Source organism: Dysgonomonas termitidis (genome assembly GCF_054657735.1).
The window spans coordinates 1,371,178-1,386,461 of the sequence record NZ_BAAHYD010000003.1; the positions used below are offsets into that span (position 1 = coordinate 1,371,178).

Here is a 15,284-nt window from a genome sequence, read left to right on the forward strand (position 1 = left end):
TCTTAATAGCAATTATTCTACATTAATATTCAATGCATCACATATAACGGCTTCGCGGGTGAATACCCCGTTTTTCGCCTGTTCGAAGTAATAAGCCTTAGGGCTGTCATCCACATCCTGTTGTATTTCATTTACACGTGGAAGGGGATGTAATATTCTCAGGTTCTCTTTGGTATCTGCTATCATATCCTTTTTGAGGATATATACGTTCTTTACCTTTTCGTACTCCATCAGGTCTGTGAACCGTTCTCGTTGTACACGGGTCATGTAAAGTATATCCGCATTGTTTATTACTTCCGGTGAGAAATCTGTATACTCTTTGTATTTAATATTGTGCGAATCGCAGAAGTTTTTGTATGTCTCGGGTAGTCTTAATTCTTCGGGAGCCACGAAGTTGAAGGTAGGATTGAAATGTGACATTCCGATGATTAGGGAATGCACAGTGCGTCCGTATTTCAAATCACCGACAACTGTTAGTTCGAGATCCTCGAGAGTACCTTGTGTTTTGAATATGGAATAAAGGTCGAGCATCGTTTGTGTCGGATGCTGGTTCGCTCCGTCCCCTGCATTAATGATGGGTATAGAAGATACTTCCGATGCGTAGCGTGCAGCCCCTTCGAGATAATGACGCATAATGATAATGTCGGCATAGTTGTTTACCATGGCGATCGTATCTTTAAGTGTTTCCCCTTTGGAGGAACTCGTGGTGGCAGCATCGGAAAAACCAATGATGCGACCGCCCAGCCTGTTAACTGCAGTCTCAAAGCTAAGGCGTGTACGGGTAGAGGGTTCGAAGAAGAGGGTAGCGCAGACTTTACCTTCCAATAATCTCCGGTTAGGATTCTCATCAAACTTTTTAGTCAAGTTGATTATTCTCAGAATATCTTCTTTAGAATAATCTGTAATGGATACCAGGCTTTTGTTGCACATATGTTTAATCAGGTTTGATATTATATCAAAAAAATCCCCGAAAAAGAGAACTTCTTCGAGGATAAATTATCTATATATTAAAATAGTTGTTACAAATAAATAGATTGTCTTCGGGTATAAAATGATGATCTCGCATATGTTTCCGTTTCATGACAATCTTTATTTTATTATTGTTCAAAGATAGATACTTTTTTTGAGATAATATGATACTTTTTTTTATTTGTATTCTTTCCCTGTAATTTCCTTTATCATAGAATCTAATATATCTAAATATTCTTTTTTTGTGCGAAAACCCTCTTGAAGAGTTTTTCCTCTTAGCCCGATAGTCCTTACATCTTGAGCTTTTGAATGATGCTGGAATGGCAGGCCTATATTAGCTGTGGCAGGTAGTTGATCGAAGGTTCTGCCTGTTTCATCCTCCGACAGGAAAATAATTATATCATCTTTTATCCGATACTCTTCGAATTTTATTGATACCCCTCTCGCTTTTGCTTGATCTTTGGCTCCATATGGTATACAGAGAATGGAGGCAAACGATTTTGTCCTTATTTCAGGATATTCTAAGTGTAAAAGTTTATAATAGTTTTGCGTCTTTTTTATTCCGGAGAAAAGCAGTATCAGGGAAAAGGCTATCAATGTCGGATTTTTTAGATTTATACTTCCATCAGCTTTATCTCCTAAAAATATAACGAGTATAATGAATACGGAAGAAAGGATGATTCCGTTTGCAAACCTGAAATCAGGAGCAGATACGGCCCAATAGAGAATATATATAGAGGAGGAAATATAGAGTATATAATACACGTGGTTTACAGCTTTCTTCTTTATATAGCTATACAAAACTATTAAGGGTGAAATTGCTATACTTATGAAAGAAAGCATGATAAAGCTATTATTGATCAGATATATTTTGTAGGTTAAGACTGCATGTCTCAGATAATGCCATGTTGTTACAGTTTCATAAAATACTTTCTTGGCATAACCGTGTATTCCCCATCTTTCTAATTTGGCTACCGATCCGGGTACTTTCCAGTCGAAAGAGAATAAATCTACTTCATGAAGAGGAAAGACCAGATAACCGGATACAATAATATTTCTGGCAAACCATACAAAGATAATGCTTGTTGCGACTGCCGCACAAAAAAGAACAGGTTGCCATGTTTTCTTTTTTAAATATAGTATAATTATATATAAGCTGGCAAAGGATAAAGGAAATGTAGATAATTTGAACGTTACTAAACTTATAGGTAGCAGTATAACGAAAAGTAGCTGATCTTTAAATAAATTGGGGTAAAATACAAATTTTAAAATGAAGTAAAAGGTACATAAGTTAGGTACGATGTCAGTAGATGAATCACAAAGAAGTTCACTGTTTATTGAGAAGAAAACCAAAAATATTATAGATGCTATTATATGTTTTATCTTGAAATTACTTTTTATCAGCTCTGTTAATAACCAGCATGTTATATATACAAACAAAGTTGATTGTAAAGCATATAGGGGTTCACCAAACATAAATCTGAAGCTAAAAATAGCTGATATCAACAGATAATTGGAATTAAACCCGAACCTGTCTTCCAGATTAGCAAGCCCCGGAACAGCGGCAAACTCTTCATTCCATCTGATATTTTGATGGTGATAGAATGCTCCGTCAAACACACAGGAACTCCATATGACAAAAGATAAAATAGAGATGACCGATGCTAGTATAATAATCAGATGGAATGAAGAAAGGGTTGAAAGAGTGAGTTTTGCTTTTTTGATTCGATCCTTTAATCTTTCTTTATTAAAAGCCCAGTATATTATAGAGACAATTATAAAGGCCAATAGTATATAATGATTGGATGGTAGCCAGAATGATGTGGACGATAAAGGTATTAGTATGAAACACATCCCCAAAATAAAAATGTCGGGCAGGTTGTATTCCTCTTTTTGCTTGCAAAGTTTGTTGTAAGAGTGGATAAGTATATCGCCAAAGGATAGTAATACAAGCGATATTACTATCCAGGCAATTATGGTTGCTAGCATATATTTAGCATTTAATTACATTTCCAGGTCCACATCGAATAATTCGTGCCAGGGCAGACCTTGTTTATTCAATTGTTCCATAAACGGGTCCGGGTTAAATTCTTCTACATTATATACTCCCGGTTTGTGCCAAAGGCCTTTCATAAACATGATTGCGCCGATGGTCGCGGGTACGCCGGTCGTGTAGCTCACCCCTTGCGCACCTGTTTCTTTATAGGCTGCTTCGTGGGAGCAGTTGTTATAGACATAATATGTGCGCTCTTTCCCATCTTTTATACCCTTGATGCGGCATCCTATCGATGTTTCGCCTGTATAATTTTCGCCTAGCTCTCCGGGGTCAGGTAATACAGCTTTCAGAAACTGGATAGGTACGATTTCCACTCCATTATAGACAATAGGGTCGATACGTGCCATACCTATATTCTGTATAACACGCAAATGTGTGAGGTATTCCTGTCCGAATGTCATCCAAAAACGGGCACGTTTCAGTGTCGGGAAGTTATTGACAAGCGATTCCAACTCTTCGTGATAAATTACATACGATTCTTTTGGTCCGATATTCGGGTAATTCAATGGCTTGTGTATGGCATGAGGCTCAGTCTCCACCCATTTACCATCTTCCCAGTATTTACCTTTCTGGGTAACTTCACGTATATTGATTTCCGGATTAAAATTGGTAGCAAAAGCTTTTCCATGATCGCCTGCATTACAATCCACGATGTCGAGGTAATGTATTTCATCGAAGTGATGTTTGGCGGCATAAGCTGTGAATACACTGGTAACTCCGGGATCGAATCCACAACCCAGTATTGCAGTGAGCCCGGCTTCTTTAAACCTCTCTCGATAGGCCCATTGCCAACTGTATTCGTATTTAGCTTCTTCTTTCGGTTCATAATTGGCAGTGTCCAGATAATTGACCCCACAAGCAAGGCAGGCATCCATTATTGTCAGGTCCTGATAAGGCAATGCGACATTGATAACCAATTCGGGGTTAAATGAATTGAATAGCCTTTTCAGATCCTCCACATTGTCGGCATCAACCTGTGCTGTTTGTATTTTATTTCCACCTATAGCTTTAGCAATAGCGTCACATTTCGATTTTGTACGGCTAGCCAGCATTATTTCGGTGAAGACATCCATATTCTGGGCAACTTTGTGCGCCACAACTGTGCCGACACCTCCGGCTCCGATTATTAAAACTTTTCCCATTTCTTTATTTTAAGACGGTTTTCTAAATGATGAATAAATTCGCTTTACAAAAATACGATTAAAAATGATAAATAGAAAGTATCTGTTTTCAGATTTAGGGCTAGCCTGATTATTATAATGCGCTTTGCAGGATACTTCTTTTGCATATTTGATAAAAGGCGCCTTTCAGTGTTCTTATTAAGTATATCTGTGGTCATTCAGGTAAAATATCTCTCAATTCAAAATGATTCGGGGGGGATATTTAACTATTTAAAACATTGTAGTTAACTAAAGTTTAAAAATGATAAGCGTACTTATTTTTTTCGTTTGCGAAAATACTATTAAAAATTTATATTGTTTATATTTGCGACGACATTTATAGAGGAGTCTGGTGCCACAAATTATACAGAAAGGTTTTCAATATATACTGATTCTCCAAAAGTTTTATTAATTTTAAAACTTTAATAAAAAGTGGTAGGGAATTGCTGAGGCGATTCTTCGAGACTTGCATGGTGCATACTTTTGAGCAAACGGAAATAATAGAAAATAAATAATAAACAGAAAGCTTATGTCACAAATTGTTGGGCATGTATCTCAAATAATCGGACCGGTGGTGGATGTGTTTTTCGACACAACCAACCCTGCATCGAACTTGCCGAATATCAATGATGCCCTTGAAATTAAAAGGCCTGATGGTCGCTCTTTGATTCTCGAAGTTAAACAACACATAGGCGAAGACACTGTACGTGCCGTAGCCATGGATAGTACCGACGGTCTGAGCCGGGGACTGGATGTGGTACCTTTGGGCTCACCTATCAGAATGCCGGCCGGGGATCAGGTGAAAGGTCGTCTGATGAATGTTGTCGGGGATGCCATCGATGGTATGAGTACTTTGGATAAGACCGGAGGAAATCCGATTCACAGGGAACCGCCAAAATTCGAAGAATTGCAGACTACACGCGAAGTTCTTTTCACAGGGATTAAAGTTGTGGACTTGCTTGCTCCGTATGCAAAGGGAGGTAAGGTCGGTTTGTTCGGTGGTGCCGGGGTTGGTAAGACCGTACTGATCATGGAACTTATTAATAATATCGCTAAAAAGCACAATGGTTATTCTGTATTTGCAGGGGTAGGGGAACGTACCCGCGAAGGGAATGACCTGTTGCGTGAAATGATAGAGTCGAAAGTTGTCCGTTACGGAGAAGAGTTTGAAAAAAGCATGGAAGAGGGGCATTGGGATTTGTCGAAAGTAGATCCCAAGGAACTTGAAAAATCCCAGATATCACTTGTATTCGGCCAGATGAACGAGCCGCCGGGAGCGCGTGCCGACGTAGCCCTTTCTGGACTGACTATTGCCGAATCATTCCGCGATGCGAAATCAGACGGACCAAAAGATATCCTTTTATTTATTGATAATATATTCCGTTTTACACAAGCCGGTTCGGAAGTTTCGGCCTTGTTGGGACGTATGCCATCGGCAGTGGGTTACCAGCCTACGCTCGCTACGGAGATGGGGGCTATGCAGGAACGTATTACTTCTACTAAGAACGGGTCTATCACATCGGTACAGGCAGTGTATGTACCTGCCGATGACCTGACCGACCCTGCGCCTGCGACAACATTCTCCCACCTGGATGCTACGACCGTTCTCGACCGTAAGATTACCGAGATGGGTATTTATCCGGCTGTGGACCCGCTGGGTTCTACCTCCCGAAGTCTCGACCCTATAGTTGTAGGACAGGAACATTACGATACAGCCCAACGGGTGAAAGAAATACTTCAGCGTAACAAGGAACTGCAGGATATCATTGCCATTCTGGGTATGGAAGAACTTTCCGATGAGGACAGGCAAACTGTGAACCGTGCAAGACGTATCCAACGTTTTTTGTCCCAGCCGTTTAATGTGGCAGAGCAATTCACCGGAGTACCGGGTGTGATCGTCGATATTCAGGATACTATCAAAGGTTTCCAACGCATATTGGATGGAGAGGTGGATTATTTACCTGAACAGGCATTCCTGAATGTAGGTACAATCGAAGATGCTATAGAGAAAGGTAAGAAGATACTGGCTCAGGCTGCGGAATAATTTGAAAATTAGCAAATATGAAAAAAACAGAACTCCAACTTAATATTATATCAGCCGAAAAGAAACTGTTTTCGGGTGCTGTGGCTTCGGTAGTCATACCCGGCATATCGGGCAGCTTCGGAGTTTATCCCGACCATGCACCGTTGATTTCACCATTAAAAGAAGGTGTAATTATTTATACGGTCGGCGGATCGGAAAAAACAGTAGAGGTGAATGGCGGTATAGCGGAAGTGAACAACGGAGTTGTGACAATTTGCGTAGCTTGAAGGATGGACTTTTTTAAAGCCAAATTAATTACTTCGTTACTGGCATTCGGCCTTATCGCAGGGGCTTTGATCGGTGCTTTGCTGTACTATCAGTTCCCGCAGTATTATCCGCACTGGTACGAAGGCATTTTGCTCTTTTTCCTTATACTGGAATCTTTGATTCTCATTTATGTAGAATCGGCAAGCCGGAAGGCTACTTCGCGGCAGATGTTGAATACATATATGCTGACAAAGGTGATAAAGATATTTGCAGCACTCATTTTTGTTGGGGCATATGCAATTATAGTCAAGGAAAATATAAAGAGTTTCGTTCTTATTTTTATGATTTTCTATCTGTTGTTCCTGGCCGTTGAAGCCTATTTGTTCACCAGAATAGAAAAACGGATCAAGAAAAAACAACAATAGTATATGAAACACTATTTGAAATATGTTATAGCCATACTCTTTCTGTTTGCAGTCGCGGGCATGCAGCCTGTAGCGGCGGAAGAAGGACATGAAGCCAAAGTGGAGCAGGAAGAAGGCGAATTGAACGTAAAAGAATTGATTCTCGACCACCTGGCCGACTCCTATGAATGGCATATGGCTAGTTTCGGCGATTTCCATCTGAGCATCCCTTTGCCAATTATAGTAAAGGGTGAAACCAGCGGGTGGCATATATTTATGTCAACCAGATTCCATCACGGGCACGAAGCATACGAAGGCTTTTATATTGCTCCCGATGGTAAATATAAAGGCAAAATAGTAGAAAAGAATGCAGCAGGAGAAGAAGTGCGTCCGTGGGATTTTTCACTTACCAAGAATGCTACTAGCCTGATAATCAGCTCTGTCTTATTGCTCATTATAGTGATGAGCGTTGCCGGTTGGTATAAAAAACAGGCGAAAAGCGGGGAAAAGAAAGCTCCGAAAGGTTTTGTCGGTTTCATGGAAATGTTCATTATGAGCGTTCAGGATGATATCATCAAACCTTGTGTGGGTAAGAATTACAGGAAGTTTTCACCTTATCTGCTTACCGTATTCTTTTTCATCTTCTTCAACAATATAATGGGATTGATCCCTATATTTCCGGGAGGGGCGAATGTGACGGGCAATATTGCCATCACGCTGATATTGGCACTGTTTACATTCTTTACAGTAAACCTTTTCGGGACAAAAGAATATTGGAAAGAAGTATTCTGGCCAGATGTGCCGACATGGTTGAAAGTTCCGATTCCGATTATGCCTGCTATCGAGTTGGTAGGTGTCTTTACCAAGCCGTTTGCATTGATGATTCGTCTTTTTGCAAATATCCTTGCCGGGCACTCCATCGTATTGGGTTTGACATGTCTGATATTTGTTACGGTCAATCTGGGAACTGTCATCAATAGCTCGATGACTGTAGTTTCTGTATTGCTCACAATTTTTATCAGTCTGGTAGAAATTCTGGTTGCATACATCCAGGCGTATGTGTTTACTATGTTATCGGCTGTATTTATTGGTCTGGCACAAGCCGAACCGCATCATCATGCAGAAGAAAAGCATTAAATTGATTAGCCAATTTGAACCAACGGTCAGCGATCTAAAATGTGCCAATATGCCAATGAAACGAATTTAAAGAAACAATAAAACCAGTTTACTCGTTTACTTGTCAACTTGTGTTTGACGTGTAACTCGTAACTTGTAACTCATAACTAAAATAAAACAATAAATAATTAACTAATTAAAAGTAAAAATTATGTTACTATCAACTTTATTACAAGCAGCAGAAGCTGCAAGCTTAACAGGTTTTGGTGCTGCACTTGGTGCAGGATTAGCTGTAATCGGAGCAGGCATCGGTATCGGTAAAATCGGTAGTTCTGCTATGGAAGGTATTGCCCGTCAACCGGATGCAGCCGGAGATATCCGTACATCCATGATTATTGCGGCAGCGTTAGTAGAGGGGGTTGCCTTGTTTGCTGTTGTTGTATGCGGATTTATCCTTTAATAAATATTTAAGGATTTAAGATTTAAGGATTTAAAAATGTGATAATAACGCTTTAATCTTTAAATATTAAATTTTTAAACATTAAATTAATAAAAATATGAATTTACTATTACCTGAATCTGGGCTTCTCTTTTGGATGCTTCTTTCGTTCGGTATTGTTTTCTTCATTCTCGCTAAATTTGGTTTCCCTGTGATTACCAAAATGGTGGATGAACGCAAAAACTATATACAGGACTCATTGGATGCAGCTCATAAAGCGAATGAGCAGTTGGCCAAGATAAAAGAAAAAAGTGATGAACTTCTTAACTCGGCCAAAGCAGAACAGGTGAAGATCTTGAAGGATGCTGCCGACACCCGCGACCGTATTGTAAACGAAGCGCGTGAACAAGCAAAAGTGGCTGGGGCTAAAGAACTCGAAGAAATAAGGAAACAGATACAAGCGGAAAAAGAGCAGGCTATCCGGGACATTCGTCGTCAGGTAGCCGAGCTTTCCGTCGATGTGGCCGAAAAAGTTCTTCGCGAATCTCTGAAAGACCCAAAAGCTCAGATGTCAATGATTGATCGCCTGGTTGATGAGGCTATGGTATCTAAATCTTAACTGTTATGAATGAAGGGATGATCTCTAAGCGATATGCTAAAGCGTTGTTGCAATTTGCTATTGACAATAAATCCGAAAATATTCTCTTTTCGGAGATGAAGGTGCTTGCAGCTGCATTTGCAGCCGAGCCCCGGTTGCGTATGGCAATGGATAATCCTACGTTGAACGCTGATGATAAGCTCGCGCTGATTAAAGCCTCCATAGGGGGAAAAGGCAGCGGTGTGTTTGTCCGGTTTGTCGATCTTGTTGTGAAAAATAAAAGGGAGGTATATCTTCGGAATATAGCATTGAGTTATGTGGACTTATATTGTGAGTCGAAGCATATCAATACAGGAAAGCTCGTGACAGCTACACCTGTAGATGCTGCTGTAACAGAGAAGATGAAGGGATTGCTGCAAACAATCAAACCCGGAACCCTTGATTTTGAAATAAGTGTAGACCCTGATATCGAAGGAGGGTTTATTCTTTATATCGATACATACCGGCTCGATGCCAGTGTGAAGACTCAGCTGAAGCGGATTAAACAACAGTTTGTCGCAGAAAACAGTAAGATGAATTAATGTACCAATATGCCAATATGAAAATGAGTGAATGAAACTCATAATTCATAATTTATAACTTATAACTAAATTGATTTATGTCTGAAAATATAAAAGCAAGCGAAGTCTCTGAAGTGCTGAAAATGCAGCTTGAGAACATTAGCAACCGCGTGCAATTCGACGAGGTGGGTACTGTTCTTGAAGTAGGGGACGGTGTTGTTCGCATATATGGACTGAAGAATGCGGAAGCCAATGAGCTTCTTGAGTTCGACAATGGCATTATGGCCGTTGTGATGAACCTCGAGGAAGACAATGTGGGAGCTGTATTGCTTGGCCCGTCCGATCAGATCAAAGAAGGTTTTTCGGTAAAACGTACAAAGAGAATTGCCTCCATCAATGTGGGTGAAGGAATGCTCGGACGTGTAATCACCCCGCTTGGTCAGCCGTTGGATGGAAAAGGTCCTATTACGGGCGAACTACTCGAAATGCCGTTGGAGCGCAAAGCTCCGGGGGTTATTTATCGTCAGCCTGTTGCGCAGCCGTTGCAAACAGGTCTGAAAGCTGTGGATGCCATGATTCCGATAGGTAGAGGTCAGCGTGAGCTTATCATTGGTGACCGCCAGACCGGAAAAACAGCAATCGCCATCGATACGATTATCAATCAGAAATCGAACTATGAAGCCGGAGACCCTGTATATTGTATTTATGTAGCTATCGGTCAGAAAGCTTCGACAGTAGCCAATATCGTTGAAACACTTCGTGAAAAAGGCGCGATGAAGTATACCGTTGTTGTTTCTGCTACGGCAGCCGAACCTGCGGCCTTGCAGTATTTCGGCGCATTTGCGGGAGCTGCTATCGGAGAGTATTTCCGTGATACAGGCCGTCATGCCCTTGTGGTTTATGATGACTTATCTAAGCAAGCGGTAGCTTATCGTGAAGTGTCCCTGATTCTTCGCCGTCCTCCGGGTCGTGAAGCTTATCCGGGAGACGTATTCTACTTGCACTCACGTTTGTTGGAGCGTGCAGCCAAGATTATCAGTCAGCAGGAAGTTGCCGAGCAAATGAACGACTTGCCCGAAAGTCTTAAAGGTAAAGTAAAAGCGGGAGGTTCGCTTACCGCATTACCTATTATCGAGACTCAGGCGGGTGACGTGTCGGCATATATCCCTACTAATGTGATTTCTATTACCGACGGTCAGATTTTCCTTGATGTTGACTTATTTAACTCAGGTTTGCGCCCTGCTATTAACGTTGGTATATCCGTATCGCGTGTGGGTGGTTCGGCTCAGGTGAAGGCGATGAAAAAAGTGGCCGGAACATTGAAGATAGACCAGGCTCAATATCGCGAGCTGGAAGCATTTACTCAATTTGGAGGGGATCTGGATGCTGTAACGGCAATGACTATCGACAAAGGTAAGAAAAATACCCGGCTGCTTGTTCAGCCACAATATGCGCCAATGCCGGTAGAACGCCAGATTGCAATATTGTATTGTGGTACAAACGGACTGTTGAGGCATGTTCCTGAAGATAAAGTCCATGATTTTGAAACTGAATTTCTGAGAACATTGGAAATGCAGCATCAGGCAGATGTATTGGACCAACTGAAAAAAGGTGTTATCAACGCGGATATAGAGAATATTATTAAGCAGGTTGCGAAGGATACAGCCGCTCAATATAGAAAATGATTGAATTATGGCATCTCTTAAAGAAATAAAAACCAGGATTACTTCGGTAAAAAGCACGAAGAAGATTACTTCTGCGATGAAGATGATAGCATCATCTAAGCTTCACAAAGCTCAGGCTGCCATCAGCAACTTTCTACCGTATCAGGCAAAGTTGGATGCCATTCTGACTAATCTGCTTTCTTCGGATACAAGTTACGATTCACCTTTTACTCAGACAAGAGATGTGAAAAAGGTTGCAATAGTAGCCTTTGCTTCCAACTCTTCGCTGTGTGGAGCTTATAATGCCAATGTTGTGAAAGAGTTTAATGCTACATACAACAGGTATAAAGCGTTGGGAAAGGACAATATCCTCATATATCCTATAGGTAAAAAAATCGCTGATGCTGTGAAGAAGCAGGGGTTGGTATCCCAGGGAGATTATAAGGAAATGGCCGATAAGCCATCATACGTGATGGTGCAGGATTTGGCAAAAGATTTGATAAAGAAGTATATCGATAAGGAGATAGACGAGGTGGTTTTGATATACCACCATTTTATATCTACTGGTTCCCAGAAGCTGAGGAATGTACTTTTCCTACCTTTCGACCTTAGTCATACGCAGCCGGATGACACAGCAAACAAAAACGCTGTCCAGACCGATTATATTCTGGAACCTTCGAAAGAAGAGATATTGGAGAGCCTGATCCCTACGGTACTGTATTCACGTCTGTATGCAGCGTTGCTGGATGCTAATGCATCGGAACACGCAGCCCGTACGATGGCTATGCAGATAGCGTCGGATAATGCGGATGAGCTTGTTCAGGATCTGATAATCCAATACAACAAGTCTCGTCAGCAGGCAGTGACTAACCAGTTGCTGGATATTATCGGCGGAGCTTCAGCATTGCAAGGTTAATAATACTCTTAAGCCATATAATAAGGGATTGTTTCTACAGGAACAATCCCTTATTGTTTTTTGTATCCGGTTGATTATAGAATAAAGAATAATATTTTTAAAATAAATATTTAATCATTTGATTAAATCGAAAATTCAATTTATATTTGCATCATGAAAGTAATGATCTGCTTATGGAAAAAGATATATCCACAGAAGAAAAAATAAAGAAAGCCGCACGAAAAGTTTTTCAGGAAAAGGGGTACGGGCAAGCCCGTACACGTGACATAGCCGATGAAGCCGGTATAAATCTGGCATTACTCAATTATTATTTTCGCAGCAAAGAGAAACTCTTTGATATAATAATGGAGGAAAGTATGCAGCAAATGTTCGGATTGATAGTTGGCGTTGTCAATGATGAAAGCATCGAGTTGTCAAGAAAGATAGATTTAATTGTAAATCGCTATGTAGATTCTCTTTTGGAGAATCCGAATCTGCCACTGTTTGTGTTAAGTGAAATACAGGCAAATCCCAAAAAACTGATGGAAAGAGTAGGCATCTCTGAGAATCTCATCAAAAACAATTATTTCTATAAACAGATGTCGGATCAGATGAATAAGAAAGATCTAAAAGGAATTGACCCGCTTCAGATTTTCATTAACATCGTATCAATGACAGTATTTCCTATTGTAGGCAAACCTCTGTTGATAAGCATACATAGTCCGATGACAGAAGATGACTATGCCAATTTCATCAATGACCGCCGGAAACTGGTTCCGCAATGGATAAGAATGATGTTGAAAATAGACAAATAATCCCTGGAATTATGAAAAAGTATCTGTTGTTTTTGTTGTTTTCAATTCCGTCCTTTGTTTTTTCGCAGGCAACACTTTTATTGGAGGTCTGTCAGCGGAAAGCAAAAGCGAATTATCCGCTTATCAGACGGTATGAGCTGATAGAGAAATCGAAAGAGTATAATCTGTCGAATGCAGGAAAGGGATATTTGCCCCAGTTCTCTTTGTCGGCAAAAGCATCGTATCAGTCGGAAGTGACTAAGATACCGGTTACTGTTCCGGGGATAGACATCAAAGGACTAAGCAAAGATCAGTATTTTGCAACGATAGATATTACCCAGACTATCTGGGACGGAGGAGTAATCGGCTCAAAAAAAAATATAACCAATGCAAATGCCGACGTGGAGAAAAAACAATTGGATGTGGAGCTATATACAATAAACGATAGGGTCAATCAATTGTATTTTGGTATATTGTTACTTGATGCCAGGTTGAAGCAAAACAGCCTGTTGCAAGATGAATTGCAGCGTAACTACAACCTGATTTCGAGCTATATTCAAAACGGAGTAGCCAATCAGGCCGATCTGGATGCAGTCAAAGTAGAACAGTTGAAAACGGAACAAAACAAAACACAATTGCTGTCGAACAGAAGATCTTATCTGGACATGCTCGCTTTGTTGATAGGTGAGAGTCTGGATAAAAGTACCACATTGCAAAAGCCGGAAGGGGAAGACCTGATGATTTTATCACAAGTGAATCACCCCGAGCTGGAGCTTTTCGACGCACAATTCAACAGCCTTGAAATACAAAAAAAATCAATTAAAACAGGCTATATGCCAAAGTTGGGTTTGTTCCTCACGGGTGGTTACGGCAAGCCGGGATTGAATATGCTGGATAATGATTTCTCACCGTACTATATTGGGGGAGTCCGTTTGTCTTGGAACTTTGGAAGCCTTTACACTCAAAAGAATGATAGAAAGCTGATAGAGGTTAATCAGGATAATGTACTTACACAGCGTGAGACTTTTCTTTTCAATACAAGTTTGGAAACCACTCAGGACCAACAGGAGATAGAAAAGAACCGGGATTTATTGAAGTATGATGATGAAATAATCTCACTCCGCAGTAGTGTAAAACGGGCAGCAGAGGCAAAAGTAGCTAACGGAATACTGACCGTTACCGACCTGATGCGCGAAATAACCAATGAGGATCTGGCAAAACAAGATAAAATACAGCATGAAATCGAATTACTTCTATCTATATATAATCTGAAATATACGACGAATAATTAATCTCCCTTCGCCGGGTAGCTAGTCTAAAATATACGTTATGAAATTAATAAAATACTTATCGTTCATCAGTATAATTTTCTTAATATCCTCTTGTGGAAATAGCAATGGTGACTATGATGCATCAGGTGTATTTGAAACGACCGAAGTGATTGTCTCTGCAGAAGCGAACGGGAAGATAATGCAATTTGATCTTGAAGAAGGTCAACTCCTCGACGCAGGAAGGGAAATAGGTTATATAGACACCGTACAGCTATATCTGAAAAAGATGCAGTTACAGGCCAATATGAAATCGGTGAAAACCCGCTATACCGATGTCCCGCGTCAGATAGCAGCCACAAAACAGCAGATAGCTACTCAGAGAAATGAACTCAAACGTTTCGAGAATCTGGTAAAGTCCAATGCCGCCAATCAGAAACAAGTAGATGACATCAATGCTCAGATACTGGTATTGGAAAGGCAGTTGGCTGCACAAACCGAGACATTGGAAAACTCTAACAAGGGAGTATCCGAAGAAAGTACAGGGCTGGATATACAGGTTGCCCAGTTGAACGATCAATTGCAGAAATCCATTATTACAAGCCCGATAAAAGGAACTGTATTATCCAAATATGCGGAACAGGGAGAACTGGCAACTCAGGGCAGGGCACTATTCAAGATTGCCGATATGGACAATATGTTTCTGCGGGCGTATATTACTTCCGGTCAGCTTACAGAAGTGAAAATAGGGCAGCAGGTCAAGGTATTTGCCGACTTCGGCGAAAAGGATATGAAAGAGTATGCGGGTACTGTCACATGGATATCGGATAAATCGGAATTCACTCCGAAAACTATCCAGACACGGGACGAACGGGCCAATCTGGTCTATGCGGTAAAAATAGCCGTAAAGAATGATGGCTACCTCAAAAAAGGAATGTATGGAGAGTTGAAACTGCGCTAAAAATCAATATAATCTTGAGATCCTGAATTGATATATAAGGACACCGGTTTCATCGGGAAATAGTATCTGTTTGTCGATTTATTATTGCCCGTAAACTATAGCGGACATAT

15 protein-coding genes are annotated in these 15,284 nt (G+C 40.6%); 12 read left to right on the plus strand and 3 right to left on the minus strand.

Annotation, left to right across the window (positions count from 1 at the left end):
* Positions 1 to 12: 12 nt before the first annotated feature.
* The 3 genes from pyrB to ACYQ3L_RS26530 form a co-directional block, all read right to left on the minus strand.
* Positions 13 to 930 (minus strand): aspartate carbamoyltransferase, encoded by a 918-nt coding sequence (pyrB, locus tag ACYQ3L_RS26520; protein ID WP_379996941.1) that lies wholly within the window; start codon positions 928 to 930, stop codon positions 13 to 15.
* A 216-nt stretch (positions 931 to 1,146) separates the two neighbouring features.
* A complete protein-coding gene (locus ACYQ3L_RS26525; protein WP_379996943.1) occupies positions 1,147 to 2,958 on the minus strand; it encodes an LIC_10190 family membrane protein in 1,812 nt (603 codons plus the stop codon).
* Between the two features lie 15 nt (positions 2,959 to 2,973).
* Positions 2,974 to 4,167: a saccharopine dehydrogenase family protein gene (locus tag ACYQ3L_RS26530; protein ID WP_379996945.1), complete on the minus strand. Its 1,194-nt coding sequence runs from the start codon at positions 4,165 to 4,167 to the stop codon at positions 2,974 to 2,976.
* Positions 4,168 to 4,714: 547 nt separating this feature from the next.
* Between ACYQ3L_RS26530 and atpD the strand changes: the two genes are divergently transcribed.
* The 12 genes from atpD (at position 4,715) to ACYQ3L_RS26590 (ending at position 15,174) form a co-directional block, all read left to right on the plus strand.
* A complete protein-coding gene (gene atpD / locus ACYQ3L_RS26535) occupies positions 4,715 to 6,229 on the plus strand; it encodes a F0F1 ATP synthase subunit beta (protein ID WP_379996947.1) in 1,515 nt (504 codons plus the stop codon).
* 17 nt (positions 6,230 to 6,246) lie between these two features.
* A complete protein-coding gene (atpC, locus tag ACYQ3L_RS26540) occupies positions 6,247 to 6,495 on the plus strand; it encodes an ATP synthase F1 subunit epsilon (protein ID WP_006799684.1) in 249 nt (82 codons plus the stop codon).
* Positions 6,496 to 6,498: 3 nt separating this feature from the next.
* Positions 6,499 to 6,900 (plus strand): hypothetical protein, encoded by a 402-nt coding sequence (locus ACYQ3L_RS26545; protein WP_379996949.1) that lies wholly within the window; start codon positions 6,499 to 6,501, stop codon positions 6,898 to 6,900.
* A 3-nt stretch (positions 6,901 to 6,903) separates the two neighbouring features.
* Positions 6,904 to 8,016, plus strand: coding sequence for a F0F1 ATP synthase subunit A (gene atpB, locus ACYQ3L_RS26550; RefSeq protein WP_379996951.1), 1,113 nt, complete (start codon positions 6,904 to 6,906; stop codon positions 8,014 to 8,016).
* A gap of 190 nt (positions 8,017 to 8,206) precedes the next feature.
* Complete coding sequence (gene atpE / locus ACYQ3L_RS26555; RefSeq protein ID WP_006799681.1) at positions 8,207 to 8,455, plus strand: ATP synthase F0 subunit C; 249 nt, start codon at positions 8,207 to 8,209, stop codon at positions 8,453 to 8,455.
* A gap of 97 nt (positions 8,456 to 8,552) precedes the next feature.
* Positions 8,553 to 9,053: a F0F1 ATP synthase subunit B gene (gene atpF, locus ACYQ3L_RS26560; RefSeq protein ID WP_006799680.1), complete on the plus strand. Its 501-nt coding sequence runs from the start codon at positions 8,553 to 8,555 to the stop codon at positions 9,051 to 9,053.
* A gap of 5 nt (positions 9,054 to 9,058) precedes the next feature.
* Positions 9,059 to 9,613 carry a F0F1 ATP synthase subunit delta gene (locus ACYQ3L_RS26565; protein ID WP_379996954.1) on the plus strand — a complete coding sequence of 185 codons (555 nt, stop codon included), beginning with the start codon at positions 9,059 to 9,061 and terminating at the stop codon, positions 9,611 to 9,613.
* 77 nt (positions 9,614 to 9,690) lie between these two features.
* A complete protein-coding gene (atpA, locus tag ACYQ3L_RS26570; RefSeq protein ID WP_291111734.1) occupies positions 9,691 to 11,277 on the plus strand; it encodes a F0F1 ATP synthase subunit alpha in 1,587 nt (528 codons plus the stop codon).
* 7 nt (positions 11,278 to 11,284) lie between these two features.
* Entirely contained in the window at positions 11,285 to 12,172 is an 888-nt protein-coding gene (locus ACYQ3L_RS26575) for a F0F1 ATP synthase subunit gamma (protein ID WP_379996956.1), read from the plus strand.
* A 173-nt stretch (positions 12,173 to 12,345) separates the two neighbouring features.
* On the plus strand, positions 12,346 to 12,966 hold the full coding sequence (locus ACYQ3L_RS26580; RefSeq protein WP_379996958.1) for a TetR/AcrR family transcriptional regulator: 621 nt from the start codon (positions 12,346 to 12,348) through the stop codon (positions 12,964 to 12,966).
* 11 nt (positions 12,967 to 12,977) lie between these two features.
* The gene (locus ACYQ3L_RS26585; RefSeq protein ID WP_379996960.1) at positions 12,978 to 14,237 is read left to right on the plus strand and encodes a TolC family protein; all 1,260 of its coding nucleotides are present in this window, start codon (positions 12,978 to 12,980) and stop codon (positions 14,235 to 14,237) included.
* A gap of 37 nt (positions 14,238 to 14,274) precedes the next feature.
* Positions 14,275 to 15,174 carry an HlyD family secretion protein gene (locus tag ACYQ3L_RS26590; protein ID WP_379996962.1) on the plus strand — a complete coding sequence of 300 codons (900 nt, stop codon included), beginning with the start codon at positions 14,275 to 14,277 and terminating at the stop codon, positions 15,172 to 15,174.
* Positions 15,175 to 15,284 lie beyond the last annotated feature (110 nt).

Excerpts from the sequence above, each read along its gene's own strand:
- atpD (WP_379996947.1), top strand. The coding sequence starts at position 4,715 with ATGTCACAAATTGTTGGGCATGTATCTCAAATAATCGGACCGGTGGTG.
- ACYQ3L_RS26525 (WP_379996943.1), bottom strand. The coding sequence starts at position 2,958 with ATGCTAGCAACCATAATTGCCTGGATAGTAATATCGCTTGTATTACTA.
- ACYQ3L_RS26590 (WP_379996962.1), top strand. The coding sequence starts at position 14,275 with ATGAAATTAATAAAATACTTATCGTTCATCAGTATAATTTTCTTAATA.
- atpF (WP_006799680.1), top strand. The coding sequence starts at position 8,553 with ATGAATTTACTATTACCTGAATCTGGGCTTCTCTTTTGGATGCTTCTT.
- ACYQ3L_RS26565 (WP_379996954.1), top strand. The coding sequence starts at position 9,059 with ATGAATGAAGGGATGATCTCTAAGCGATATGCTAAAGCGTTGTTGCAA.
- atpC (WP_006799684.1), top strand. The coding sequence starts at position 6,247 with ATGAAAAAAACAGAACTCCAACTTAATATTATATCAGCCGAAAAGAAA.
- atpA (WP_291111734.1), top strand. The coding sequence starts at position 9,691 with ATGTCTGAAAATATAAAAGCAAGCGAAGTCTCTGAAGTGCTGAAAATG.
- ACYQ3L_RS26580 (WP_379996958.1), top strand. The coding sequence starts at position 12,346 with ATGGAAAAAGATATATCCACAGAAGAAAAAATAAAGAAAGCCGCACGA.
- ACYQ3L_RS26530 (WP_379996945.1), bottom strand. The coding sequence starts at position 4,167 with ATGGGAAAAGTTTTAATAATCGGAGCCGGAGGTGTCGGCACAGTTGTG.
- ACYQ3L_RS26575 (WP_379996956.1), top strand. The coding sequence starts at position 11,285 with ATGGCATCTCTTAAAGAAATAAAAACCAGGATTACTTCGGTAAAAAGC.
- ACYQ3L_RS26585 (WP_379996960.1), top strand. The coding sequence starts at position 12,978 with ATGAAAAAGTATCTGTTGTTTTTGTTGTTTTCAATTCCGTCCTTTGTT.
- atpB (WP_379996951.1), top strand. The coding sequence starts at position 6,904 with ATGAAACACTATTTGAAATATGTTATAGCCATACTCTTTCTGTTTGCA.
- atpE (WP_006799681.1), top strand. The coding sequence starts at position 8,207 with ATGTTACTATCAACTTTATTACAAGCAGCAGAAGCTGCAAGCTTAACA.
- pyrB (WP_379996941.1), bottom strand. The coding sequence starts at position 930 with ATGTGCAACAAAAGCCTGGTATCCATTACAGATTATTCTAAAGAAGAT.
- ACYQ3L_RS26545 (WP_379996949.1), top strand. The coding sequence starts at position 6,499 with ATGGACTTTTTTAAAGCCAAATTAATTACTTCGTTACTGGCATTCGGC.